This is a genomic window from Klebsiella sp. 7-CIP_Kleb., from assembly GCF_050378655.1.
Lineage (GTDB): Bacteria > Pseudomonadota > Gammaproteobacteria > Enterobacterales > Enterobacteriaceae > Klebsiella > Klebsiella quasipneumoniae.
Genome location: NZ_JBNRLJ010000010.1, coordinates 70,536 through 93,716 on the forward strand (window position 1 = coordinate 70,536; position 23,181 = coordinate 93,716).

The window sequence follows — 23,181 nt, forward strand, 5'->3', positions numbered from 1 at the left end:
CGTCTCTTTGCGCTCAGATAATGAAAGAAAGCAGGAAGGTGGCGGCCAGTGCAAGTAGCGACGCGATAAAAGTCGCCGTCGTGTAGTACTTGAACGTTTCACTGAGGCTGGCGCCGCAGTACTGTTTTACCAGCCAGAACAGGGAATCGGTGACGATCGTGCAGCCAATGGCGCCGGAACCGATGGCAATAGCGATGATCTCCGGGCTGACGCCGGGATAGAGCGGCAGCATCGGCGCGACGATGGCGGTGGCACCCATCATCGCCACGGTGGCGGAGCCGACGGCGGCGTGCAGGATAAGCGCCACCAGCCAGGCCAGCAAAATCGGATGCATGTCGAGGTTCGACAGAATCACCGCCAGGCTATCGGCCAGGCCGCTGGATTTCAAAATCGCGTTGAATGCGCCGCCTGCGCCGATAATCAGCAGGATGTTGGCGATAGACCCAAAGCCGTTTTCCGTATGGGTCAGCAGGACGCCCATCCCCATCTGCCGACGAATGCCGAGCATGTAATACGCGACAAAGACGGCGATAAACATCGCGGTGATGGGGTTGCCGATAAATTCCAGCACCGTATACAGCGTGCCGCCTTTCTCCATGTTCAGTTCGGCGACGGTTTTCACCAGCATCAGGCCAATCGGCAGCAGTACGGTAAACAGCGTGGCGCCGAGTGACGGCAGCGTCGACGCCTCGCGGACCTCAAGGTTGGCAAATTCGGCCGGAACCGGTTTGTACGGCAGGCGGTTGCCTAACGCTCTGAGAAACAGCGGACCGCCAACCAGCGAGGCGATCAGACCGACCAGCAGGCCATAAACAATCACTGTGCCGATATCGGCGCCCAGTTTGTTCGCGACAAACAGGGCCGCCGGATGCGGGGGGACCACGCAGTGCACCGCCATCAGCGCGGTACACAGCGGAATAGCCAGCTTCAGTAGCGAGGTATTGGTTTTTTTGGCGATGGAGAAGGCCAGGGGGATCAGCAGGACCACGCCGACTTCGACAAACAGCGTGATGCCGCAGATCAGGCCGACCAGCACCATAATCACGTCCGCCGACAGCCAGCGGCAGCGCTGCAGCGTCAGGCCGATGCGCTCCGCCGCGCCGGAGACCTCCATCATCTTCCCGAGAATGGTGCCGAGACCGATCACCGCCGCAAGGAAGCCCAGCGTACCGCCGATGCCGCTCTCAATAGCGTTGACCATCTCCAGCGGGCCCATCCCCATCATCGCGCCGACGAAAAAGCTCGCCAGCAGCAGCGCCAGAAATGGATGAAACTTCAGTTTGACGATCGTTAAGACGATTAACACGATGCTGATCAGCAGCGTGCTCACAACCCAGACTTGCGAACCCATATTCCACCTCGCCTGTGAATAATCTGGCCTTATTGAAGCGAGAATCGTCATGGGCTGACAAACGATAAAAATGGGCTTTAGGGTGAGGAGAATTGAATCAAATGGGTGATTTAGCTCAAAAACAGACCATTAAATATGCTATGGGTCAAATTAACTCACCCTTTTGCGGCAAAACCGGCGTGATTTTTTTATCATCAACAGCCACTGTATTTGCCAGGAGCGCGTGATGGATGTGCTAAAAACCTTAGGTACCCGGTTGCTGAACGGCTGGCAGCTCTCCAGGCTGTCGACCTTTGAGGTGGCGGCGCGGCACGAGTCGTTTGCCCTGGCCGCCGACGAGCTGGCGCTCACGCCTGGCGCCGTCAGCCACCGGATTAATCAACTTGAAGAGGAGCTGGGGATCCTGCTCTTTGTCCGCTCGCATCGCAAAGTTGAGCTGACGCGTGAAGGTAAGCGGGTCTACTGGGCGCTGAAGTCGTCGCTGGATGGTCTCAATCAGGAGATCCTCGATATCAAAAACCAGGAGCTCTCCGGCAGTCTGACGGTCTACTCGCGGCCCTCTATCGCCCAGTGCTGGCTGGTGCCGGCCCTGGGTGACTTTACCCGCCGTTACCCGGCCATCTCCCTCACCGTGCTGACCGGCAATGAGAACGTTAACCTGCAGCGGACGGGCATCGATCTGGCGATCTATTTTGATGATGCGCCGTCGTCGCAGCTGAGTCACCATTTTCTGATGGATGAGGCGATCGTGCCGGTATGTACGCCGAATTACGCGCAACAGCGGCAGTTAATGTCGAATCCGGGCAATCTGTGCCACTGTACGTTGCTCCACGACCGCCAGGCATGGAGTAACGATTCCGGCACCGACGAGTGGTATAGCTGGGCGCAGCAGTTTGCGGTGGAACTGCCGCCATCGTCGGGGATTGGCTTCGATCGTTCCGATTTAGCGACGATTGCGGCGATGAATCATGTCGGGGTGGCGATGGGGCGTAAGCGGCTGGTGCAGAAGCGGCTGGAGAGTGGGGAGTTGATCGCCCCGTTTGGCGATATGACGCTGAAATGCCACCAGCACTACTATGTAACCACCCTGCCGGGTCGCCAGTGGCCGAAAATCGACGCCTTTATCGAGTGGCTGCATAGTCTGACATAAGACAAAAGCAGCCACCGGGAGGTAGCCCGGATAAGGCGTCAGCCGCTATCCGGGGAGCGCCAAGCGGCGCTTAGACCGGCTGCTGATGGTGGGTAAAGCGCGAGGCCAGCGGCAGCCAGCACAGCAGAATCAACAGACCCATCAGCATCATCAGCAGACCGAGACTGCCCTGACCGTTTTGCGGCATCATCGCCGACAGCCAGGCCAGTACGCCGGAGCCGATATTCTGCAAGCCGCCAACCAGCGCCCCGGCGGTACCGGCGAGGAACGGGAATGGCTCCATCGCGCCGCTGGTGGCCAGCGGGAACAGCATGCCGGCGCCGAAGAAGAACAGCGCCGCCGGCACCAGCAGGGTCCAGACGGTCATGACGCCCAGCAGCCCCGGGATCCACATCATCAGACCCGCCAGCAGGCAGCAGATAACCGATTGCCACATCAGGGTCGGGAAACGCTTGTTGGGGCGGCCGGCAAACCAGGCGCCGAAGAAGGCCGCCGGGATCGGCAGAATAAACAGAATACTCACCGCCATGCTGCTCAGGCCGAGCACCGCGCCCATCAGTACGCCGGAACAGGCTTCGAATACCGCAATCCCCGCCAGGCCGCCGATCAGCATCAGCAGATAGCAGTTAAACGCGCCAGTGCCGAACAGCGTTTTGTAGCTGGCCAGAAGTTTGGTGCGCGGCGCGCCCTCCGGGCGCGTTTCCGGCATCCATTTCGCCATGCTGAAGGTCACCCCGGCGCACAGAACCAGCAGGAAAGCGTAACAGGCGCGCCAGCTCCACAGGGTGTCGAGGATGCCGCCGAGCAACGGGGCAATCAGCGGGCTGACCAGAATACCCATATTTAACAGGCTATTGGCATGACGCAGCTGGGCGCCTTCGTACAGATCGCGGGGCAGGGTGCGCGCCATCACGCCGCCGACGCCGGTGCCCATCCCTTGCATGGCGCTGGCGGCGATCAGCACCGGCAGGCTATGGGTGGTCATGGCGACCAGCGTCGCCAGCATAAAAATCGACATCCCGACGAGGATCACCGGGCGGCGACCGATGCGGTCGGAGAGCGGGCCGTAAAACAGCTGTGAAATACCGTAGGTCAGCAGGTAGGCCGCCATCACGCTTTGAACCGCCCCTTCGCGAACGTTCAGCGCGACCGCCATGTCGGCGATGGCCGGAATATATATGGTCTGCGCCATCTGGCCAACGGCCACCAGCAGTACCAGCATCAACAACAAATTGAAGTTTTTATGCCGTTTCATGTCGATGAATACTTTGTGAGTAAAGAGAAATGAAGAATATGTGACTGGCACATCCCGTAATCGATGGAGGAATCTACCATATAAAAATGACAGAACAACTGCAAAGTGCCGATTGTTGAGGGAATTCCAGGCAGATTATGTAAACAGGAACGGCAACTAATGTTGCCATTGCAGGCTAAGCGAGGCGCAGGAGGATCGCCCCGGCGGCAATCCCGCAGGCGGCGAAGATGCGCAGCGGCATCAGTTGCTCTTTCAGGACGATAAAAGCGATTAGCGCGCCGAACAAAATGGAGGTTTCACGCAGCGCGGCGACCACCGCCAGCGGCGCCTGGGTCATCGCCCACAGCGCCAGGCCGTAGGAGCCCATGGTGCCGATACCGCCGAGGATACCTTTTCGCCAGTGCAGGCGCAGATAGCGGCTGGCTTCAGCGCGGCGGGTCATCATTGCCCAGCTTAGCAGGCAGAAGCCGTTCATAAAAAAGGTCCACAGGGTGTAGCCCAGCGCCGAGCCCGCCAGCCGGACGCCGGTGCCGTCCACCAGCGTATAGCCAGCGATGAAGCAGGCGTTGATCAGCGCCAGCACGATGCCTTTGCGCGAGCTGGCGCGGCCGTTAAAGGCCATCGCCAGAATAGCCAGGCAGATGACGCCGATGCCCAGCCAGGCCATCGGCGACAAGCGATCGCCGAGAAACAGCACGCTTATCGCCGCCACCAGCAATGGGGCAGTCCCCCGCATCAGCGGATAGGTCTGGCTCATATCCGACACCTGATAGGTCTTCGCCACCAGCACCGTATACACCACCTGTAACGCGCACGACGCCAGCAGATAGGGGGCGCTGGCAAGCGTTGGCTGCGGGGCAAAGGGCAGCATCACCAAGGCGATCAGCGCGGCCGAGCCGCTGACGCCGATCGCCGCGTACATTTTATCGCCGCTGGCTTTGACAATAGCGTTCCAGCTGGCGTGCAGCAGGGCGGCGAACAGCAAAATGCAGAATACGGTGATGGTCATCGCAGACAGGTTCAACAGTGAAGGTCACCGGACTGTAACACGCGCCCGCGCTGCCAGCCAGCGGGGGCTACAGCGAACAAAACAGGCGATGCGTCACCCGCGGTTCGTCGTACACCGGGCGAAAGCCAAGTCTTTCATAAAAGGGCCAGGCCTGCGCCGGGGCGTGGGTGTTGAGAAAATCAAACCAGGCGCTGGAGTGGGTGATAACCGAGACCAGCAGCTGCTGGCCGATCCCCCGGCGGCGGTAGCGCTCGCTGATGTAGAGATGGCGAATACGCCCGGCCCGCGGCTGCGGGCTGAAGGGATCGCTATTGATGCCGCATACCCCAACCAGCTGGTGGTTCACAAAGGCACCCAGCAGCGTTTCGCCCGGCGCGGTAAAGCGGTTTTTGCCGCTCTGCCAGTTTTCCGCCAGGCGGCGCAGCATATTGAAATGCTGTTCAAGGCTTTCGGTGCGCAGCGCCGCGAACCCCGGGGCATCCGGCGTCGTGGCGGCAATTAACAGGGGTGGCATAGCTTCCTCCATCAAGTCATCCCGGGACGCCCGGCGGGCGCCTGCAGGGGGGCGGTTTCCCGCCCCCCTCAGGTGCGACTTGAACCTGAATCAGCGGAACTGTTTCAGGACTGCATCAAGTAGTTGCAACACAGCAACCATGAGTTTCAGGATTAAAATAATAATATCCATTCCGCCCATACGCGCGTCTCCTGTGGTTAAGGAGCACAATAAGCTGACGTACCTTTCCGCTGCCTGTTGCCAGCTTATCCCTGCCTGTCGCCGGCGGCGTCGCCCTGGCCAATGATTGCTCCTTCCGTGGACGGCTTCCCGGCCCGCCGCCAGCAACGACAGGGGTGCGCAGCGCTGAACCACGCGTTGCCGCGCGGACCAGTGACTGCACGTTGTTGACGTAACACAGTGTGCTCTCTCGGGGTTAAGGCACTGACGGCACCACCCGTTTCAGCCAGGACTTCGTTGCGCCGGTCAAACTTGCGGCCCCCGAATGGCACACCATGAACACACCCAGTATAGATAAATACTGTATGGATGAACAGTGTTTTTTGGACAAATCCGCTGCTCTCGCCCATACTCTATGACAGAGAAAAAGCGACCTTAAATTGCGCGAACTGCAGCGATCGCGTATACTTTTGGCGTTGACGTAATACAGTGTGCTTGCGGCTACCACCTGTAACCATACTGATAAAAACCTCGCTCCGGCGGGGTTTTTTGTTTTCTGCCCTTTTGCGCCGAACTGTGATCTTTCGCGCAAATTTTCGTGGATGAAAATAAATCCATTGTGAAAACGTAAAACCTGTGTTTGTATAAATTCAGCTTATTTTTCGACACAACAGGTCCCTAATGAACGCAACCCTGATCGCTTCGACCCTACTAAAAACCGCGCCAGCCGCGGTGGTCGTCGTGTCTGTGGTGGTCGTCGTCGGCAATGCGCCGTAGGGTCCGGAACAACACGAATTCCAAACCCCGCCGGCGCAAACCGAGCGGGGTTTTTTGTTGGCGAGCCCCCCGGTAAAGTCGGCCCAGAAGAAAAGGACTGGAGCATGGCAAGTTCGGGCACCACATCAAACACAATGCGCTTTACCGGCGCGCAGCTGGTTGTTCATTTACTGGAACGCCAGGGTATCACTATGGTTAGCGGCATTCCGGGCGGCTCCATCCTGCCTATTTACGATGCCTTAAGCCAGAGCACGCAGATCCGCCACATCCTGGCGCGCCACGAGCAGGGCGCGGGCTTTATCGCCCAGGGGATGGCGCGTACCGAAGGCAAACCAGCGGTCTGTATGGCCTGCAGCGGCCCGGGGGCGACGAACCTGGTGACGGCGATCGCCGATGCCCGCCTGGATTCGATTCCATTGGTCTGCATCACCGGCCAGGTGCCGGCATCGATGATTGGCACCGACGCCTTCCAGGAAGTGGACACCTACGGCATCTCTATCCCCATCACCAAACATAACTATCTGGTGCGCGACATCGCTGAGCTGCCGCAGGTGATCAGCGACGCCTTCCGTATTGCTCAGTCCGGGCGTCCCGGGCCGGTGTGGATAGACATTCCTAAGGACGTACAGTCGGCGACCATTGAGCTGGAAACGTTGCCGGAACCGGGCGAGCGCGCCGCTCCGCCGGCATTCGCCCCCGAAAGCGTGCGCGAAGCGGCGGCGATGATCAATGCGGCGAAGCGTCCGGTGCTCTATCTGGGCGGCGGGGTGATTAACGCGCCGCAGGAGATCCGTGAGCTGGCGGAAAAAGCCAATCTGCCGACCACCATGACCCTGATGGCGCTGGGCATGCTGCCGAAGGCGCACCCGCTGTCGCTGGGGATGCTGGGGATGCACGGCGCGCGCAGCACCAACTTCATTCTGCAGGAAGCGGATTTACTGATTGTTTTAGGCGCGCGTTTTGATGACCGGGCGATTGGCAAGACCGAGCAGTTCTGCCCGAACGCGAAGATTATCCACGTCGATATCGACCGCGCCGAGCTGGGCAAAATCAAGCAACCGCACGTGGCGATTCAGGGCGATGTGGCGGAAGTCTTAGCCCAGCTGAACCCGCAGATTGAGGCGCAGCCGCGCGAGGAATGGCGCCAGCTGGTGGCCGACTTGCAGCGCGAATTCCCTTGCGCCATCCCGCAGGAAAGCGACCCGCTTTCCCATTACGGCCTGATTAACGCCGTGGCCGCCTGCGTGGATGATGAAGCGATCATCACTACCGACGTTGGCCAGCACCAGATGTGGACGGCGCAGGCCTACCCGCTCAACCGTCCGCGCCAGTGGCTGACCTCCGGCGGCCTCGGCACCATGGGCTTCGGCCTGCCGGCGGCGATCGGCGCGGCGCTGGCGAATCCGCAGCGCAAGGTTATCTGCTTCTCCGGCGACGGCAGCCTGATGATGAATATTCAGGAGATGGCTACCGCCGCTGAAAATCAACTGGATGTAAAAATTATTCTGCTGAACAACGAAGCGCTGGGGCTGGTGCATCAGCAGCAGAGCCTGTTTTATCAGCAGGGCGTTTTTGCCGCCACTTATCCGGGGATGATTAACTTTATGCAGATTGCCGCCGGTTTTGGCCTGCAAACCTGTGATTTAAATAACGAAGCCGATCCGCAGGCGGCGCTGCAGGCGATCATCGCTCGTCCGGGCCCGGCGCTGATTCACGTGCGCATCGACGCGCAGCAGAAAGTGTATCCGATGGTACCGCCGGGTGCGGCCAATACTGAAATGGTGGGGGAATAAGCCATGCAAAAACACTGTGATAACGTCATTCTGGAACTCACCGTCCGCAACCACCCCGGCGTCATGACCCACGTCTGCGGGCTTTTTGCCCGCCGCGCCTTTAACGTCGAAGGTATTCTTTGTCTACCGATTCAGGGCAGCGAACACAGCCGCATCTGGCTGCTGGTGAACGACGATCAGCGTCTCGGGCAGATGATTAGCCAGATTGAAAAGCTGGAAGATGTCACCAAAGTGGCGCGTAACCAGTCCGATCCCACCATGTTTAACAAAATTGCGGTGTTCTTCGAGTAAATCGCGCAAGGCTTGAACGGTAAGGTGCTTATGGTTAAGGTAAGCGCCTTTGCCGGATGGCGCTGCGCTTATCCGGCCTACGGACACAGCGCTTTGTCGCCTCAGGCACCAGGACCCTATCATGACCACCATCGCCCTTATTGACGATCATTTGATTGTCCGCTCCGGCTTTGCTCAGCTGCTGGGGCTGGAAACTGATTTTCAGGTTGTCGCCGAATTCGGCAGCGGCCGCGAGGCGCTGGCGGGGTTGCCGGGGCGCGGCGTTCAGGTCTGTATCTGCGATATCTCAATGCCGGATATTTCCGGGCTGGCGCTGCTCAGCCAGCTGCCGAAGGGAATGGCGACCATCATGCTGTCGGTGCACGACAGCCCGGCGCTGGTCGAGCAGGCGCTTAACGCCGGCGCGCGGGGCTTTCTGTCGAAACGCTGCAGCCCGGACGAACTTATCGCCGCGGTGCGCACGGTGGCGGCGGGCGGCTGCTATCTCACACCGGATATCGCCATGAAGCTGGCCGCCGGGCGCCAGGATCCGCTCACCAAACGCGAACGTCAGGTGGCGGAAAAGCTGGCGGAGGGCATGGCGGTGAAAGAGATCGCCGCTGAGCTCGGACTGTCGCCGAAAACCGTCCACGTTCACCGCGCTAACCTGCTGGAAAAGCTGGGCGTCAACAATGACGTCGAGCTGGCGCGCCGTATGTTTGACAGCTGGCAATGAAGACCATACTCCCGCGCCTGCTGTCGGTGATCGGCTGCGCCTTTATTTTCGCCGCCGCCTGGTTTTGTCTGTGGAGCATCAGCCTGCATCTGGTGGAGCGCGCCGATCTGGCGGTGCTGCTGTTCCCCTTCGGCCTGCGTTTGGGGCTGATGCTGCAGTGCCCGCGCGGCTACTGGCCGGTGCTGCTGGGAACCGAGTGGCTGCTGATCTTCTGGCTGGCGCAGGAAGTGGCGCTGGCGCACCCGATAATATTGATGACCGGAAGCCTGCTGACCCTCCTGCCGGTGGCGCTGATCTCGCGGTATCGCCAGCAGCGCGACTGGCTGACGCTTCTGCGTCAGGGCGGGGCGTTAATGGCCGCCGCGCTGCTGCAATCGCTGCCCTGGCTGGCGGAGGGGGACGAGGGTCTTAACGCCCTGCTGTTGACGCTCACCGGCGGCCTGACTCTGGCGCCGACCTGTCTGGTGTTCTGGCACTACCTCACCAGCACCGTCTGGCGGCCCCTGGGGCCGTCGCTGGTGGCGCAGCCGGTAAACTGGCGCGGGCGGCATCTGATCTGGTATCTGTTGTTATTCACTATTAGCCTGTGGCTGCAGCTTGGGCTGCCCGCTGAGCTCTCCCGCTTTACCCCGTTTTGCCTTGCGCTGCCGATTATCGCCCTCGCCTGGCACTACGGCTGGCAGGGCGCGCTGATCGCCACATTGATGAACGCTATCGCCCTGATTGCCAGCCAGACCTGGCACGATCACCCCGTCGATCTCCTGCTTTCGCTGCTGGCGCAGAGCCTCACCGGACTGCTGCTGGGGGCGGGGATCCAGCGATTGCGCGAGCTTAACCAGTCGCTACAGAACGAGCTGGCGCGTAATCGTCGTCTGGCGGATCGCCTGCTGGAGACCGAAGAGAGCGTGCGCCGCGACGTCGCGCGCGAGCTCCATGATGATATCGGCCAGACCATCACCGCAATACGCACCCAGGCGGGGATCGTCCAGCGGCTGGCGCCGGACAACGCCAGCGTTCGCCAGAGCGGCCAGCTGATTGAACACCTCTCGCTGGGGGTTTACGACTCGGTGCGTCGCCTGCTGGGCCGCCTGCGTCCGCGCCAGCTTGACGACCTGCCGCTGGAGCAGGCGGTACGTTCTCTGATGCGCGAGATGGAGCTGGAGGACCGCGGCATTGTCAGCCATCTCGACTGGCGGATTAACGAGGCGGGGCTGAGCGAAAACCAGCGCGTGACCCTGTTCCGCGTCTGCCAGGAGGGACTGAACAATATCGTCAAGCACGCCAGCGCCAGCGCCGTGACCCTGCAGGGCTGGCAGCAGGAGGAGCGTCTGATGCTGGTGCTGGAGGATGACGGCTGCGGCCTGCCGCCGGGATCCAGCGCGCAGGGATTCGGTCTGACCGGCATGCGTGAGCGCGTGACCGCCCTGGGGGGCACGCTGACGATCTCCTGCACCCACGGTACCCGGGTGTGCGTCAATCTACCGCTGCGTTACGCCTGAGAGGATCGCTGATGTTCGCCTTTTTAAAAGCCCCGCCTGACGCTGCGCCGATTAGCGATAAACGCGAGCTTGATGCGCGTTATCGCTACTGGCGCCGCCATATCCTGTTGACCATCTGGCTGGGCTACGCGCTGTTCTATTTCACCCGCAAAAGCTTTAACGCCGCGGTGCCTGACATTCTCGCCAGCAACGTGCTGACCCGCAGCGATATCGGTCTGCTGGCCACGCTGTTTTACATCACCTACGGACTGTCGAAATTTTTCTCCGGTATCGTCAGCGACCGCTCCGATGCCCGTTATTTTATGGGGTTGGGGCTTATCGCCACCGGGGTGGTGAATATTCTGTTCGGTTTTTCTTCCTCACTGTGGGCCTTCGCCCTGCTGTGGGCACTGAACGCCTTCTTTCAGGGGTGGGGCTCGCCGGTCTGCGCCCGGCTGCTGACGGCCTGGTATTCACGCACCGAACGCGGCGGCTGGTGGGCGCTGTGGAATACGGCGCATAACGTGGGCGGCGCGCTGATCCCGATGGTGGTGGGAGCGGCGGCGCTACATTACGGCTGGCGCGCGGGGATGACCATCGCCGGCGGCCTGGCGATCCTCGCCGGATTATATCTGTGCTGGCGGCTGCGCGATCGTCCGCAGGCGGTGGGGCTACCCGCCGTGGGCGACTGGCGTCACGATGCGCTGGAGATTGCCCAGCAGCAGGAGGGCGCCGGGCTGACGCGCAAAGAGATCCTCACCCGATACGTGCTGGCAAACCCCTATATCTGGCTGCTGTCGCTGTGCTATGTGCTGGTGTACGTGGTGCGGGCGGCGATTAACGACTGGGGCAATCTGTATATGTCGGAGACGCTTGGCGTCGATCTGGTGACCGCTAACTCGGCGGTGACCATGTTCGAGCTGGGCGGATTTATCGGCGCGCTGGTGGCGGGGTGGGGCTCGGATAAGCTGTTTAACGGCAATCGCGGACCGATGAACCTGATCTTCGCCGCCGGCATTTTGCTGTCGGTTGGCGGCCTGTGGCTGATGCCGTTCGCCAGCTACGTGATGCAGGCGGCCTGCTTCTTCACCACCGGTTTCTTTGTCTTCGGCCCGCAGATGCTGATCGGCATGGCGGCGGCGGAGTGTTCGCATAAAGAGGCCGCCGGGGCGGCTACCGGGTTTGTCGGCCTGTTCGCATATCTTGGCGCGTCGCTTTCCGGCTGGCCGCTGGCGCAGGTAATGGATATCTGGCACTGGACCGGATTCTTCGTGGCGATCGCGATTGCCGCCGGCATTTCCGCGCTGCTGCTGCTGCCGTTCTTAAACGCGCAGGCGCCGCGCGCCGCCAGTGAAGCGTGATGCATCTCACTCTTTCGCCGCGAATGGGGCAAAACTAAGAAATTTTCCCGGTTTCACCTGGACGCCGTCTCAGGCCAGACGGCGCGCTGATTTTTACAATGCCTGGCTATGACGCAGGCATAAAAAATCAGCTCAGGAGATACCCATGCTGGCCTTTCTGAATCAGGTTCGTAAGCCGACCCTGGATCTGCCGCTCGACGTGCGGCGCAAAATGTGGTTCAAACCTTTCATGCAGTCCTATCTGGTGGTCTTCATTGGCTACCTGACCATGTACCTGATCCGCAAGAACTTTAATATTGCGCAGAACGACATGATCTCCACCTACGGGTTGAGCATGACCCAGCTGGGGATGATTGGCCTGGGCTTCTCCATTACCTACGGCGTAGGGAAAACCCTGGTTTCCTACTATGCCGATGGCAAAAACACCAAGCAGTTCCTGCCGTTTATGCTGATCCTCTCCGCCATCTGCATGCTGGGCTTTAGCGCCAGTATGGGTGCGGGTTCCACCAGCCTGTTCCTGATGATCGCCTTCTATGCGCTAAGCGGCTTCTTCCAGAGCACCGGCGGCTCGTGCAGCTATTCCACCATCACCAAATGGACGCCACGACGCAAACGCGGCACCTTCCTCGGCTTCTGGAATATCTCTCACAACCTCGGCGGCGCCGGCGCGGCGGGCGTGGCGCTGTTTGGCGCCAACTATCTGTTCGACGGCCACGTGATCGGCATGTTTATCTTCCCGTCGATTATTGCGCTGATCGTCGGCTTTATTGGCCTGCGCTACGGTAGCGACTCGCCGGAATCCTACGGCCTCGGCACGGCGGAGGAGCTCTTTGGCGAAGCGATCAGCGAAGAGGATAAAGAGACCGAAGAAAACGCGATGACCAAGTGGCAGATCTTTGTTGAGTACGTGCTGAAAAACAAAGTGATCTGGCTGCTGTGCTTCTCCAACATCTTCCTCTACGTGGTGCGTATCGGTATCGATCAATGGTCCACCGTGTACGCCTTCCAGGAGCTGAAGCTGTCGAAAGAGGTGGCGATTCAGGGGTTTACCCTGTTTGAGGTCGGAGCCCTGGTCGGCACGCTGCTGTGGGGCTGGCTGTCGGACCTGGCCAACGGCCGCCGCGCGCTGGTGGCCTGCATCGCGCTGGCGCTGATTATCGCCACTCTCGGCGTTTATCAACATGCCAGCAATCAGTACGTCTATCTGGCTTCGCTGTTTGCGCTGGGCTTCCTGGTGTTTGGCCCGCAGCTGCTGATTGGCGTTGCCGCCGTTGGCTTCGTACCGAAAAAAGCGATCGGCGCCGCCGATGGGATCAAGGGCACTTTCGCCTATCTGATCGGCGATAGCTTCGCCAAGCTGGGCCTCGGGATGATCGCCGACGGCACCCCGGTCTTTGGCCTCACCGGCTGGGCCGGCACCTTTGCGGCGCTGGACGCCGCCGCCATCGGCTGTATCTGCCTGATGGCCATCGTGGCTATCTTCGAAGAGCGTAAAATTCGCCGCGAGAAAAAGAACCGTATTTTGCAGACTGCCTGATTCACCAGGTATTTGGTAACCTTGCCCGGCCATTGCGCCGGGCTTTTTTATTTCTTGCGTAATATGCCAGGTCCGACAGTCGACAGCAGGCAAATTCCCATTATGATAGTCAGGCTGCGATTGGATGAGAGGATGCATGATCTGGATAGGACTGGCCACCCTGGTAGTGGTATTTGTTGTGGGATTTCGGGTGCTTACCTCTGATTCACGCCGCGCGATCCGCCGCCTGAGCGAACGCCTGGGCATCACGCCCGTCCCGCTGGAATCGATGATCGATCAGCTGGGTAAAACCGCCGGCAATGAGTATTTGCGTTACCTTGAACGGCCGAATGAAGCGCATCTGCAGAACGCCGCCCAGGTGCTGCTGATCTGGCAGGTTGCAATTGTCGACGCTAGCGAAAAAAACCTGCATTACTGGTATCGCCTGATGCAAAAAGCGCGTTTAGCGGCGCCGATCACCGAGGCGCAGATCCGCCTGGCGCAAGGGTTTCTGCGCGAGCTGGATCCGGATATGAGCGATTTGCATAACCTTCAGCAGCGCTATAACGACCTGTTTCTCCCGGAAGACGGCGTGCACTGGCTGCACTGATCTCATAGTTATTCGGCCTGGGGTTCATCGCTTTTTGTGCCGGATGGCGGCTGCGCCTTATCCGGCCTACGGTTTCCGCACTCGTCACTTGTAGGCCGGATAAGCGTAAGCGCCATCCGGCAGAATGACGAGGCCGATATTCACAGACTACGCTTTTGTATTACTTCATGAAAAGCGAGAAGAGTTGCGAAAACGTTAAATGCGTCACAAACAAAATGTTACACTGCGCAGCTTTCCGTCACTTTCTTCGCAGGTCACTCATGAGTTATTCAAATGAAGCCAAACCCCATGCACGCGAACTCGCGCGACCAAACTGGTCGGCGGTCTTCGCGGTTGCTTTCTGCGTCGCCTGCCTGATTACCGTCGAATTTCTACCGGTCAGTCTGCTGACGCCGATGGCGCTGGATTTAGGTATCTCCGAAGGGATGGCCGGGCAGTCGGTGACGACGACGGCATTCGTCGCGATGTTTTCCAGCCTGTTTATCACTTCCGTCATTGGCAAAACCGATCGCCGCTACGTGGTGATCCTCTTTTCGCTGCTGCTGACCCTTTCCTGCCTGTTGGTGTCCTTTGCCGATAGCTTCACCCTGCTGCTGCTGGGACGCGCCTGTCTGGGGCTGGCGCTCGGCGGTTTCTGGGCGATGTCAGCCTCGCTGACCATGCGGCTGGTGCCGATGCGCGTGGTGCCGAAAGCGTTGTCGATTATCTTCGGCGCGGTATCCATCGCGCTGGTGATCGCCGCCCCGTTGGGCAGTTTCCTTGGCGGGCTTATCGGCTGGCGCAACGTGTTTAACGGCGCGGCGGTGATGGGTGTACTGTGTACGCTCTGGGTGCTGAAAGCGCTGCCGTCGCTGCCTGGTGAATCGGCGGCTCAGCAGCAAAATATGTTTGGCCTGCTGAAGCGGCCGGGGGTGATGGCCGGCATGTGCGCCATTTTCATGGCCTTTGCCGGACAGTTCGCCTTTTTTACCTATATTCGCCCGGTCTACATGACCCTCGCCGGCTTTGATGTCGATGGCCTGACGCTGGTGCTGCTGAGCTTTGGTATCGCCAGCTTCATCGGCACGTCGCTCTCCTCGGTGCTGCTCAAACGCTCGGTGAAAGCGGCGCTGGCGATTGCGCCGCTGGTGTTGACCGCCTGCGCGGCGGCGCTGGTGCTGTGGGGAGAAAGCAAAATCGTCGCCTCGACGGTGGCAATTATCTGGGGCTTTGCGTTCGCCTTGATCCCGGTGGGGTGGTCAACGTGGATCACCCGTTCACTCTCCGATCAGGCGGAAAAAGCCGGGTCGATTCAGGTGGCGGTGATCCAGCTGGCCAACACCTGCGGCGCCGCGGTCGGCGGCATTGCGCTTGACCACTTAGGGCTGCTGTCGCCGCTGGTGTTGTCAGGGGTATTAATGCTGTTTACCGGCCTGTTGGTGGCGGCCAAAGTGAAGGTGAATTCACCCGCTTAAGGCCGTTCGCCTTTTGCCAGCCGGGCGTTAATGTCGGCAATCACTTCCGGCAGGTCCGCCAGGGTATCAACCACATAATGCGCCCCGGCGGCATACAGCTTGCCTGCCGCCCGCTCGCGACGGGTGGCGATTTCCTCTTTCGACATCGCCTGGTACGCCTCCCAGGTAGCGCCGAATTCGTTACCGGACACCGCCAGGCCGACGCTCCACATCCCGGCATGTAACCCTTCGCTGATGCCCGGTGCGGCGTCATCGACCTTCACGCAGTGGGCCACATCGTCTATGCCAAGGGCAATTACGTTCTGCAGCGCCATCCACGGCCCGGGACGCCCGCCGGCGGCAAGGTCATCGGTGGCGACCCAGTGGTCCGGGGCATAGCCCTGCGCGGCGGCGGCTGGAACCAGCTTTTCCATCACCGGACGCGGATAGCCCGAGCAGGAGCCGATCTTCAGTCCGTCGGCGCGCAGCGCGGCGAGGGTGTCGACCACGCCGGCGATCGGAGCGGAAAAATCGACAACCTTAGCGATTTGCAGCGGCATAAACGCGGCGTAGATCGCATCAATATCAGCAGCCGTCATTGGCCGACCAAATTTCGCCTGCCAGCGGCTATCGACCGACGGCAGTTTGCCCAGCGCCTCAATGTGCTGCCATTTGCCAAGCCCCATCGGCACGCGGGCCTCTTCAAGGGTGAGCTCAATATCGAAGGCCTGGCGGAAGGCCTCGACGAAAATTTGCGTCGGCGCGAAGGAGCCGAAGTCCACGGTGGTGCCGGCCCAGTCGAGGATGAGTGCGGTGATACGGTTCATGGCGGTTCCTTATTGTTTCCAGTACATGGCGTTGTCGATGGCCGCCAGCAGGGCGGTGATGTCGGCGTCGTAGACTTCGCCGATGTTGCCGATGCGGAAGCAATCGCTTTGCGACACTTTGCCCGGATAGATAACGAAGCCCTGATCTTTCAGCTTCTGGTAGAAGGTGTGAAAGCGATACTGCGGCGCGTCCGGTGAATAAAAGGCGGTAATGATCGGCGAGTGCAGGCTGTCATCAAGTAGCGTCCGGAAGCCGAGCGCGCGCATTCCGGCGACCAGTCGGCGCTGATTGTGGCTGTAGCGCTGATGGCGGGCGCTGACGCCGCCCTCCTGGGCCAGTTCTTTCAGCGCCTGAGCGAAGGCCAGCACGGTATGGGTCGGTGAGGTGAAGCGCCACTTGCAGTGGTTATCCTCCATACAGCGCCACTGGGCGTAAAGATCCAGCGACAGCGAGCGCGAGCGGCCTTTGCAGGTGGCCAGCTCCGATTCGCGGGCGATGACGAAAGCGAAGCCCGGCACGCCCTGAATGCATTTGTTGGCGGAGCTTATCAGATAGTCAATATTCAGCGCGGCGATATCCAGCGGAATGCCGCCGAAGCTGCTCATCGCATCGACGATATAGCGTTTGCCATACTCCTTCGCCAGCGCGGCTACCTCTTCGATCGGGTTGAGCATGCCGGTGGTGGTTTCGCTATGCACCATCGCGATATGGGTGATCATCGGGTCATCCTGCAGGATCCGCGCGATCGCCGCCGCGTCCGGACGGGCGACTTCGCCGCAATCGTAAGGATGAAAGGCGATGCCCATCAGCTGCGCCATCTCAATCATACGCGCGCCATAGGCGCCATTGCTGACGATCAGCACTTTGCCCTGTTCGCCGATGACGCTGCCGAGCACCGCTTCGACCGCGTAACTGCCGCTGCCCTGCAGCAGCACCGCCGTATAACCGTCGGCCAGGGTGGCCAGCTGCACCAGCTGCTGGCGAATGGTCTGTACCACGCCGAGATTGTAATCATCATCCCAGGTGCAGCTATCGAACAACATCGCCTCTTTCACCGTGCGGGAGGTGGTTAGCGGGCCGGGAGTCAGCAGCAGGTAATTCCGTGAAGTCATTTGTCTCACCATTTGGTCTATACCAGATTTATATTTATCATGGAGACAAAGCCGGGGCAGGGTCAAAGGAAATGTGGCGCTGCAACAAAAAATTCATCTGGCTATGTATAATGAGCGCACCAAACGTGGCAGCGAGTAAACATGAAATCACCCTCTGGCGAGATGCCGCAATACCTGATGATTAAGGCGCAGCTGCAGGCGCGTATTCAAAACGGCGCCCTCAAAAGCGGCGATAAATTGCCTTCCGAGCGCGAGCTGTGCGCGCTGTTCAACACGACCCGTATCACCGTGCGCGAGAGCCTGGCGCAGCTGGAGGCCAGCGGCGTGATCTACCGCGCCGATCGCCGCGGCTGGTTTGTGACGCCGGAGCGTCTGTGGCTGGATCCGACGCAGAACACCAACTTCCACAAGCTGTGTCTCGAACAGGGACGTGAGCCGAAAACGGTGCTGCTTGATGGCCGCTTAACCGCCGTGCCGCTGGATGTGATGGCGCCGCTGGCGCTGCAGCCCTTCGATCAGGTCTACCTGCTGACCCGCCTGCGCTATGCCGACGGGCGTCCGGTGTGCTATTGCGAAAACCACTGCCTGCCGGCCCGGGTGCCGGAGCTGCTGCGCCACGATCTCAATGGCAGTCTGACCGAGATTTATCAGAGTCACTACGACCTGATCTATACCAGTATGCATCTGTCGTTTTATCCCACCTCCATGCCGCCGCAGGCCGCAGAGGCGTTGGGGGTGATGGAGGGGCGCCCGGCGCTGCTGCTGCGCAGGCTGAATTACGATCAGCACGGGCGTATTCTTGATTACGATATCGAATACTGGCGGCATGACAGCCTGCGGATCGAAGTCGATACCCATTGATTTTATTGTATTAACCCTTCCCGTATCCCCGGTGGCGTCAGCGTTAACCGGGGGCGACGTATCCCCTTCGCTTTAACTCTTTCGACACACTTCTTTCATCGTTTTGTCATAAACCCTCGGTAGCGTGAACGCAAATCTGGTCTACACCAGAACAACTAACTGCGATGAGGCTAACACGATGAAACTCTCCCGACTTGCTCTGCTGTCCCTGTTCGCGCTGACCAGCTCCCCGGTTTGGGCGGACGGCGTCGTCACGGTTTACTCCGCCGACGGCCTGCATGACGGCGATAACAGCTGGTATCAGAGCCAGTTCGACGCCTTCACCAAAGCGACGGGCATCAAAGTGCAGTATGTGGAAGGCGGCTCTGGCGCGATCGTCGAGCGTCTGGCGAAGGAGCGCACCAATCCGCAGGCCGATGTGCTGGTCACGGTGCCGCCGTTTATCCAGCGCGCCGCGAAAGAGCAGCTGCTGGCCACCTTTACCCCACAGGGCAGCGCGCAGATCCCCGGCGCCAATGACCGCTATTCGCCGCTGGTGAACAACTATCTGACCTTCATCTATAACGGCCAGTTGCTGAAAACCGCGCCGGCCAGCTGGCAGGATCTGCTGGATAGCCGCTTTAAGAATAAGCTGCAGTACTCCACGCCGGGCCAGGCGGGGGACGGCACCGCGGTGATGCTGCAGGCCTTCCACAGCCTTGGCGGCAAAGATGCCGGCTTCGAGTATCTGGGCAAGCTGCAGGCCAATAACGTCGGCCCATCGGCCTCCACCGGCAAGCTGACGGCGCTGGTCAACAAAGGCGAGCTGTACGTCGCCAACGGCGATCTGCAGATGAACCTGTCGCAGATGGCGCGTAATCCGAACGTCAAAATCTTCTGGCCGGCGGACGACAAAGGCGAGCGCAGCGCGCTGGCGCTGCCCTACACCATCGGGCTGGTGCAGAACGGACCGAACAGCGAAAACGGCAAGAAGCTGATTAATTTCCTGCTGGATAAACCGGCGCAATCCAGCGTCAGCGCGCGCTCCTGGGGCTTACCGGTGCGCAACGACGTGGCGCCGGATGACGCTAACTTTAAGGCAGCGCAGGCGGCGCTCGACGGGGTGAAGCGCTGGGAACCCAACTGGGACGACGTCGCGGTTTCTCTCTCGGCGGATATCGCCCGCTGGCATAAAGTGACCGATAGCGAGTAAGCCTGATGTTAATGAAAACGACCGTCATCTCTTCCCCGTCGCTGGCGGGGACCTCCGGGATCACCCTGGACTCGCTGCGCGTTTCCTACCACGGCAACGTGGTCTTAAAACCGCTGTCATTGACCATTGAGCCCGGTGAAGTGCTGGCGCTGATTGGCCCTTCCGGTTCCGGGAAAACCACCGTGCTGCGGGCGATTGCCGGTTTTGTGCAACCGGCTGGCGGGCGGATCCTGATCGGCGACACGGACGTCACCCACCTGCCGCCTTACCAGCGCGGGCTGGCGATGGTGGTGCAGAACTACGCGCTGTTTCCCCATATGAAGGTGGAAGACAACGTCGCCTTCGGCCTGCGGGCGCAAAAGCAGCCCAGGGCGCTGATCGCCGGGCGGGTGACCGAAGCCTTAAACATTGTTGGTATGGCGGACTACGCCACCCGCTATCCGCATCAGCTTTCCGGCGGCCAGCAGCAGCGCGTCGCGATAGCCCGCGCGATTGCCGTGCGTCCTCGGGTGCTGTTGCTTGATGAACCACTGTCGGCGCTGGACGCGCAAATTCGCCATAACATGGTGGAAGAGATTGCCCGCCTGCATCGCGAACTACCGGAGCTGACCATCCTCTACGTTACCCACGATCAGACCGAAGCGCTCACTCTGGCGGACAAAATCGGCATTATGAAAGACGGGTCGCTGATCGCCCACGGTGAAACGCACGAGCTGTACCACTATCCGCCGAACCGCTTTAGCGCCGAATTCCTCGGCCGCGCCAATATCCTGCAGGCGACGGCGCTGAAAGACAGCCCCGAGCCGGGGCTGGTTAGCGTAAGCTGCGGCGGCGGCCTGATTAACGCCTTCAGCCGGGGCGGCCTGCATGGCAACAATAAGCTGTTATGCATTCGCCCGCAGCACATGAGCCTGGCGCCGCGATCGGCAACCAGTAATCGCCTCAACGCCACCCTGACGTCGGTGCACTGGCAGGGCGATCTGACGCATCTGCTGTGCGACGTCGCGGGCGAAGCGGTGCGGATCGTCATGACTCACGTAAATCCACTGCCGCGCGCGGGGGATAAGCTGGCGCTCTACTTCGAACCTGGCGATGCGGTTCTGATCGAGGTGTAATGATGGCGCAAACCCTCACGCTTGCGCGTCCGGCGCGAAACCTGCGCCCTTACCTGTGGCTGGCGTTGCCGCTGCTGGTGCTGGCGACGCTGTTTTTCTATCCGCTGCTGCTGATCGCCGAACAGGCGCTTCGCGACGCCAGCGGCAACCTGAGCCTCGAGACCTTCTGGCAGGTGATCGACTCTAAGCGCTTTATTGGCGCGCTGCTCAATACCTTACAGATTGCGGTGTTCGCCACCCTTGGCTGCCTGGTGCTCGGCAGCGTCCTGGCGCTGATTCTGGTGTTTATTCCGTTCCCCGGCAGCCAACTGGTGGGCCGGGTCATTGATACTTTTATTGCGCTGCCGACCTTTCTTATCACTCTCGCGTTCACCTTTATTTACGGCTCGGCGGGGCTGCTCAACGGCACCCTGATGGCGCTGTTTGCTTTTGAACTGCCGCCGGTAGACTTCCTCTATTCGATTAACGGCGTGATTCTGGCGGAGATTACCGTGTTTACGCCGCTGGTGATGCGCCCGCTGATGGCGGGACTGCGGCAGATAGATAAGAGCCAGCTGGAAGCGGCGAGTATTCTCGGCGCTCATCCGCTGCGGGTGATGACCCAGGTTATCTTCCCGGCGGCGCTGCCGGCGCTGATGGCGGGGGGCAGCCTGTGCCTGTTATTGACCACTAACGAGTTCGGTATCGTGCTGTTTATTGGCGCCAAAGGGGTCAATACCCTGCCGATGATGGTCTACAGCAAGGCGATTCTGGAGTCGGATTACAGCGTGGCCTGCATGATTGCGCTGATCAATATTTTGCTGTCGCTGGGGCTGTTTATGCTCTATCGGCTGGCGGCGGTGCGCACTGGCGTAAGGAGTTAACGATGTTGATTTGGTCGCGTAAAGGCCGCGCGGCGGCGGGCGCGCTGGCGGTGACGCTTTTTGCCGGCGTTTTCCTGCTGCCGCTGGCGGTGATTTTACTCTCCAGCCTGAGTAAACAATGGAACGGCCTGCTGCCCACCGGCTTTACCTTTGCCCACTTTGTTAACGCGTTTCGCGGGGCGGCGTGGGATTCGCTGTTTTCCAGCCTGGTGGTGGGCTTCTGCGCCAGCCTGCTGGCGCTGCTGTGCGGGATGTGGGCGGCGCTGGCGCTGCGCCAGACTGGCGCGAAGCTGCAGAAATATCTTGGGCTGATGTTTTATCTGCCCAGCGCCATCCCCTCGGTTTCCGTGGGACTGGGCATTCTGGTGGCCTTCAGCCAGGGGCCGCTGCAGATGAACGGCACCTTCTTTATCGTCCTGGCGGCGCATTTCGTGCTGATCTCGGCCTTTACCTTCAGCAACGTAACGACCGGCCTGGCGCGGATTTCCGCTGATATTGAAAACGTCGCCTCCAGCCTGGGCGCTTCACCGTGGTACCGCCTGCGCCATGTGACGCTGCCGCTGATGACGCCATGGATGATCTCGGCGCTGGCGCTGAGCCTGTCGTTGTCGATGGGAGAGTTAGGGGCGACGGTGATGATCTATCCACCGGGCTGGACGACGCTGCCGGTGACCATTTTCAGCTTGACCGATCGCGGTAATATCGCCGATGGCTCGGCGCTGACCATCGTGCTGGTGGGCGTCACGCTGCTGTTGATGATGAAGCTGGAGCGTATCGCCCGCCGATTAAGCCAGAGATAAAGAATTGATGACGCCACCAGGGCACGGGGCTGACTGCCCGGCGGCGCTGCGCTTGCCGGGCCTGGGGGGAAGGAGGTTTTCTGTAGGCCGGATAAGGCATGTATGCCGCCATCCGGCATAAATGGAGCGCACCAGTCGTAGCCCGGCTAAGCGTAGCGCCAGCCGGGAACGCTCCTTCGACAACGCTATCGCATCAGAACCACGCCTCAAACATCCCGCCGACGTTCAGCGAATCCAGCTGCTGGTCCTGGGTGCCGTTCACCTTCGCGGTATGCTCATTGTCCACCTGGCCGCCGGTGACGTAGAAGCGCAGCATCGGACGGAACTCCGGCCCCATACCGATGGCGATGTTCTGCGACAGCGTCAGCTTCCAGCCGTGGTTATCCCCGCCCTGGTCGTAGTCCACGCGCTGGTAGCCCGCTTCCAGCCAGGTGGAGTGCACGTCGTTCCAGAAATACATCGGCCGCACGATGGCGCCGTAGTTTTTACGGTTGTCGGTGTTGTCCCTGCCGTTGTCGTAGTCGTGGAAGGCCAGCAGATATTCCACCTGCGCCTGCTGAGTGAACTTATGGCTGCCCTCGAAGCTGGCGTAGACTGTGGTCAGGTCGTCGGTTTTGTTATAGACGCTGTTATCCGAGTTGTCGGAGTAGCGCAGGATCACCTTGTTCACCCCGCTGTCGTTGGTGTGGCTCAGCACCAGCCCGCCCTGCCAGGCTTCGAGGCGCGCGTCGCTGTCCACCGCCTTCGAGTCAAAGCCGTAGTTGGCGTACACCTCGACGTCGATCGGCCCGGCCTTGATGTTGTGGGTTTTGGTGGTTAGCGCGTAGTGGCCGTTGTCTCCGGTGTCGGAGCTGCCGGTACAGGTGATGCGCGACGGGTTGGTCTCATCGGCCATCACTTCCGGGCTACAGGATTTCACCTGCGACACCGCCGCCACGTCGAACTGCACGCCGCCGATATCAAAGTTCTTCACCCCGGCGCCCTGGCCGTCGTGGTTC

Annotated in this window: 24 protein-coding genes; 15 read left to right on the forward strand and 9 right to left on the reverse strand. The window is 60.3% G+C overall.

What is annotated here, in order from left to right:
* Nucleotides 1–13: 13 nt before the first annotated feature.
* A complete protein-coding gene (dsdX, locus tag ACQUTI_RS23560; protein ID WP_004202257.1) occupies nucleotides 14–1,351 on the reverse strand; it encodes a D-serine transporter DsdX in 1,338 nt (445 codons plus the stop codon).
* Nucleotides 1,352–1,577: 226 nt separating this feature from the next.
* On the opposite strand from dsdX, the gene dsdC reads away from it, so the two are divergent.
* Nucleotides 1,578–2,501: a DNA-binding transcriptional regulator DsdC gene (gene dsdC / locus ACQUTI_RS23565; protein ID WP_017899673.1), complete on the forward strand. Its 924-nt coding sequence runs from the start codon at nucleotides 1,578–1,580 to the stop codon at nucleotides 2,499–2,501.
* 70 nt (nucleotides 2,502–2,571) lie between these two features.
* Here the strand turns inward: dsdC and emrD are convergent, their stop codons facing one another.
* The 5 genes from emrD to ACQUTI_RS23590 all read right to left on the reverse strand — a co-directional run bounded on the left by emrD (nucleotide 2,572) and on the right by ACQUTI_RS23590 (nucleotide 6,107).
* Nucleotides 2,572–3,756: a multidrug efflux MFS transporter EmrD gene (emrD, locus tag ACQUTI_RS23570; RefSeq protein ID WP_004202254.1), complete on the reverse strand. Its 1,185-nt coding sequence runs from the start codon at nucleotides 3,754–3,756 to the stop codon at nucleotides 2,572–2,574.
* Nucleotides 3,757–3,931: 175 nt separating this feature from the next.
* On the reverse strand, nucleotides 3,932–4,765 hold the full coding sequence (locus tag ACQUTI_RS23575) for a DMT family transporter (protein ID WP_032456766.1): 834 nt from the start codon (nucleotides 4,763–4,765) through the stop codon (nucleotides 3,932–3,934).
* Between the two features lie 67 nt (nucleotides 4,766–4,832).
* Entirely contained in the window at nucleotides 4,833–5,279 is a 447-nt protein-coding gene (locus ACQUTI_RS23580) for a GNAT family N-acetyltransferase (RefSeq protein WP_004202251.1), read from the reverse strand.
* A gap of 90 nt (nucleotides 5,280–5,369) precedes the next feature.
* Entirely contained in the window at nucleotides 5,370–5,489 is a 120-nt protein-coding gene (gene tisB / locus ACQUTI_RS23585) for a type I toxin-antitoxin system toxin TisB (protein WP_004145059.1), read from the reverse strand.
* Between the two features lie 450 nt (nucleotides 5,490–5,939).
* The gene (locus tag ACQUTI_RS23590) at nucleotides 5,940–6,107 is read right to left on the reverse strand and encodes a hypothetical protein (protein WP_072096580.1); all 168 of its coding nucleotides are present in this window, start codon (nucleotides 6,105–6,107) and stop codon (nucleotides 5,940–5,942) included.
* Nucleotides 6,108–6,119: 12 nt separating this feature from the next.
* Between ACQUTI_RS23590 and ivbL the strand changes: the two genes are divergently transcribed.
* From ivbL to nepI, 9 genes are all read left to right on the forward strand, one after another.
* Nucleotides 6,120–6,215, forward strand: a complete 96-nt coding sequence (gene ivbL, locus ACQUTI_RS23595) for an ilvB operon leader peptide IvbL (RefSeq protein ID WP_002923286.1) — start codon at nucleotides 6,120–6,122, stop codon at nucleotides 6,213–6,215.
* Between the two features lie 104 nt (nucleotides 6,216–6,319).
* Nucleotides 6,320–8,008 carry an acetolactate synthase large subunit gene (gene ilvB / locus ACQUTI_RS23600; RefSeq protein ID WP_017899674.1) on the forward strand — a complete coding sequence of 563 codons (1,689 nt, stop codon included), beginning with the start codon at nucleotides 6,320–6,322 and terminating at the stop codon, nucleotides 8,006–8,008.
* A 3-nt stretch (nucleotides 8,009–8,011) separates the two neighbouring features.
* Nucleotides 8,012–8,299 (forward strand): acetolactate synthase small subunit, encoded by a 288-nt coding sequence (gene ilvN / locus ACQUTI_RS23605; protein ID WP_017899675.1) that lies wholly within the window; start codon nucleotides 8,012–8,014, stop codon nucleotides 8,297–8,299.
* Between the two features lie 121 nt (nucleotides 8,300–8,420).
* The gene (gene uhpA / locus ACQUTI_RS23610) at nucleotides 8,421–9,014 is read left to right on the forward strand and encodes a transcriptional regulator UhpA (RefSeq protein ID WP_032456764.1); all 594 of its coding nucleotides are present in this window, start codon (nucleotides 8,421–8,423) and stop codon (nucleotides 9,012–9,014) included.
* A 17-nt stretch (nucleotides 9,015–9,031) separates the two neighbouring features.
* Nucleotides 9,032–10,513, forward strand: a complete 1,482-nt coding sequence (gene uhpB, locus ACQUTI_RS23615; RefSeq protein ID WP_025999189.1) for a signal transduction histidine-protein kinase/phosphatase UhpB — start codon at nucleotides 9,032–9,034, stop codon at nucleotides 10,511–10,513.
* 11 nt (nucleotides 10,514–10,524) lie between these two features.
* A complete protein-coding gene (locus ACQUTI_RS23620; RefSeq protein WP_017899678.1) occupies nucleotides 10,525–11,853 on the forward strand; it encodes an MFS transporter in 1,329 nt (442 codons plus the stop codon).
* 145 nt (nucleotides 11,854–11,998) lie between these two features.
* The gene (gene uhpT / locus ACQUTI_RS23625; RefSeq protein WP_004202242.1) at nucleotides 11,999–13,390 is read left to right on the forward strand and encodes a hexose-6-phosphate:phosphate antiporter; all 1,392 of its coding nucleotides are present in this window, start codon (nucleotides 11,999–12,001) and stop codon (nucleotides 13,388–13,390) included.
* 136 nt (nucleotides 13,391–13,526) lie between these two features.
* Complete coding sequence (locus tag ACQUTI_RS23630) at nucleotides 13,527–13,979, forward strand: DUF1198 domain-containing protein (RefSeq protein WP_004181583.1); 453 nt, start codon at nucleotides 13,527–13,529, stop codon at nucleotides 13,977–13,979.
* A gap of 260 nt (nucleotides 13,980–14,239) precedes the next feature.
* Nucleotides 14,240–15,433, forward strand: coding sequence for a purine ribonucleoside efflux pump NepI (gene nepI / locus ACQUTI_RS23635; RefSeq protein ID WP_004202240.1), 1,194 nt, complete (start codon nucleotides 14,240–14,242; stop codon nucleotides 15,431–15,433).
* On the opposite strand, the gene phnX is transcribed toward nepI, so the two are convergent.
* Both phnX and phnW read right to left on the reverse strand, forming a co-directional pair.
* Nucleotides 15,430–16,239 carry a phosphonoacetaldehyde hydrolase gene (gene phnX / locus ACQUTI_RS23640; protein ID WP_004202238.1) on the reverse strand — a complete coding sequence of 270 codons (810 nt, stop codon included), beginning with the start codon at nucleotides 16,237–16,239 and terminating at the stop codon, nucleotides 15,430–15,432. The genes nepI and phnX overlap by 4 nt on opposite strands.
* Before the next feature lie 9 nt (nucleotides 16,240–16,248).
* A complete protein-coding gene (phnW, locus tag ACQUTI_RS23645) occupies nucleotides 16,249–17,352 on the reverse strand; it encodes a 2-aminoethylphosphonate--pyruvate transaminase (RefSeq protein ID WP_186602654.1) in 1,104 nt (367 codons plus the stop codon).
* A gap of 141 nt (nucleotides 17,353–17,493) precedes the next feature.
* Between phnW and phnR the strand changes: the two genes are divergently transcribed.
* The 5 genes from phnR to phnV all read left to right on the forward strand — a co-directional run bounded on the left by phnR (nucleotide 17,494) and on the right by phnV (nucleotide 22,183).
* On the forward strand, nucleotides 17,494–18,213 hold the full coding sequence (gene phnR / locus ACQUTI_RS23650; RefSeq protein WP_004202235.1) for a phosphonate utilization transcriptional regulator PhnR: 720 nt from the start codon (nucleotides 17,494–17,496) through the stop codon (nucleotides 18,211–18,213).
* A gap of 178 nt (nucleotides 18,214–18,391) precedes the next feature.
* Nucleotides 18,392–19,405 carry a 2-aminoethylphosphonate ABC transporter substrate-binding protein gene (phnS, locus tag ACQUTI_RS23655; protein ID WP_004202233.1) on the forward strand — a complete coding sequence of 338 codons (1,014 nt, stop codon included), beginning with the start codon at nucleotides 18,392–18,394 and terminating at the stop codon, nucleotides 19,403–19,405.
* A gap of 5 nt (nucleotides 19,406–19,410) precedes the next feature.
* On the forward strand, nucleotides 19,411–20,520 hold the full coding sequence (gene phnT / locus ACQUTI_RS23660) for a 2-aminoethylphosphonate ABC transport system ATP-binding subunit PhnT (protein ID WP_122543561.1): 1,110 nt from the start codon (nucleotides 19,411–19,413) through the stop codon (nucleotides 20,518–20,520).
* Between the two features lie 2 nt (nucleotides 20,521–20,522).
* Entirely contained in the window at nucleotides 20,523–21,383 is an 861-nt protein-coding gene (gene phnU, locus ACQUTI_RS23665; protein WP_064190009.1) for a 2-aminoethylphosphonate ABC transporter permease subunit, read from the forward strand.
* Nucleotides 21,384–21,385: 2 nt separating this feature from the next.
* The gene (phnV, locus tag ACQUTI_RS23670) at nucleotides 21,386–22,183 is read left to right on the forward strand and encodes a 2-aminoethylphosphonate ABC transport system, membrane component PhnV (protein ID WP_017900800.1); all 798 of its coding nucleotides are present in this window, start codon (nucleotides 21,386–21,388) and stop codon (nucleotides 22,181–22,183) included.
* A gap of 193 nt (nucleotides 22,184–22,376) precedes the next feature.
* Here the strand turns inward: phnV and ACQUTI_RS23675 are convergent.
* The coding region (locus ACQUTI_RS23675; protein WP_428923382.1) for a carbohydrate porin at nucleotides 22,377–23,181 on the reverse strand (805 nt) is incomplete at its 5' end.

What these genes read in the sequence shown, in the direction of transcription:
- dsdX (WP_004202257.1), bottom strand. Translation starts at nt 1,351, where the DNA reads ATGGGTTCGCAAGTCTGGGTTGTGAGCACGCTGCTGATCAGCATCGTG.
- dsdC (WP_017899673.1), top strand. Translation starts at nt 1,578, where the DNA reads ATGGATGTGCTAAAAACCTTAGGTACCCGGTTGCTGAACGGCTGGCAG.
- emrD (WP_004202254.1), bottom strand. Translation starts at nt 3,756, where the DNA reads ATGAAACGGCATAAAAACTTCAATTTGTTGTTGATGCTGGTACTGCTG.
- ACQUTI_RS23575 (WP_032456766.1), bottom strand. Translation starts at nt 4,765, where the DNA reads ATGACCATCACCGTATTCTGCATTTTGCTGTTCGCCGCCCTGCTGCAC.
- ACQUTI_RS23580 (WP_004202251.1), bottom strand. Translation starts at nt 5,279, where the DNA reads ATGCCACCCCTGTTAATTGCCGCCACGACGCCGGATGCCCCGGGGTTC.
- ivbL (WP_002923286.1), top strand. Translation starts at nt 6,120, where the DNA reads ATGAACGCAACCCTGATCGCTTCGACCCTACTAAAAACCGCGCCAGCC.
- ilvB (WP_017899674.1), top strand. Translation starts at nt 6,320, where the DNA reads ATGGCAAGTTCGGGCACCACATCAAACACAATGCGCTTTACCGGCGCG.
- ilvN (WP_017899675.1), top strand. Translation starts at nt 8,012, where the DNA reads ATGCAAAAACACTGTGATAACGTCATTCTGGAACTCACCGTCCGCAAC.
- uhpA (WP_032456764.1), top strand. Translation starts at nt 8,421, where the DNA reads ATGACCACCATCGCCCTTATTGACGATCATTTGATTGTCCGCTCCGGC.
- ACQUTI_RS23620 (WP_017899678.1), top strand. Translation starts at nt 10,525, where the DNA reads ATGTTCGCCTTTTTAAAAGCCCCGCCTGACGCTGCGCCGATTAGCGAT.
- uhpT (WP_004202242.1), top strand. Translation starts at nt 11,999, where the DNA reads ATGCTGGCCTTTCTGAATCAGGTTCGTAAGCCGACCCTGGATCTGCCG.
- ACQUTI_RS23630 (WP_004181583.1), top strand. Translation starts at nt 13,527, where the DNA reads ATGATCTGGATAGGACTGGCCACCCTGGTAGTGGTATTTGTTGTGGGA.
- nepI (WP_004202240.1), top strand. Translation starts at nt 14,240, where the DNA reads ATGAGTTATTCAAATGAAGCCAAACCCCATGCACGCGAACTCGCGCGA.
- phnX (WP_004202238.1), bottom strand. Translation starts at nt 16,239, where the DNA reads ATGAACCGTATCACCGCACTCATCCTCGACTGGGCCGGCACCACCGTG.
- phnW (WP_186602654.1), bottom strand. Translation starts at nt 17,352, where the DNA reads ATGACTTCACGGAATTACCTGCTGCTGACTCCCGGCCCGCTAACCACC.
- phnR (WP_004202235.1), top strand. Translation starts at nt 17,494, where the DNA reads ATGAAATCACCCTCTGGCGAGATGCCGCAATACCTGATGATTAAGGCG.
- phnS (WP_004202233.1), top strand. Translation starts at nt 18,392, where the DNA reads ATGAAACTCTCCCGACTTGCTCTGCTGTCCCTGTTCGCGCTGACCAGC.
- phnT (WP_122543561.1), top strand. Translation starts at nt 19,411, where the DNA reads ATGTTAATGAAAACGACCGTCATCTCTTCCCCGTCGCTGGCGGGGACC.
- phnU (WP_064190009.1), top strand. Translation starts at nt 20,523, where the DNA reads ATGGCGCAAACCCTCACGCTTGCGCGTCCGGCGCGAAACCTGCGCCCT.
- phnV (WP_017900800.1), top strand. Translation starts at nt 21,386, where the DNA reads ATGTTGATTTGGTCGCGTAAAGGCCGCGCGGCGGCGGGCGCGCTGGCG.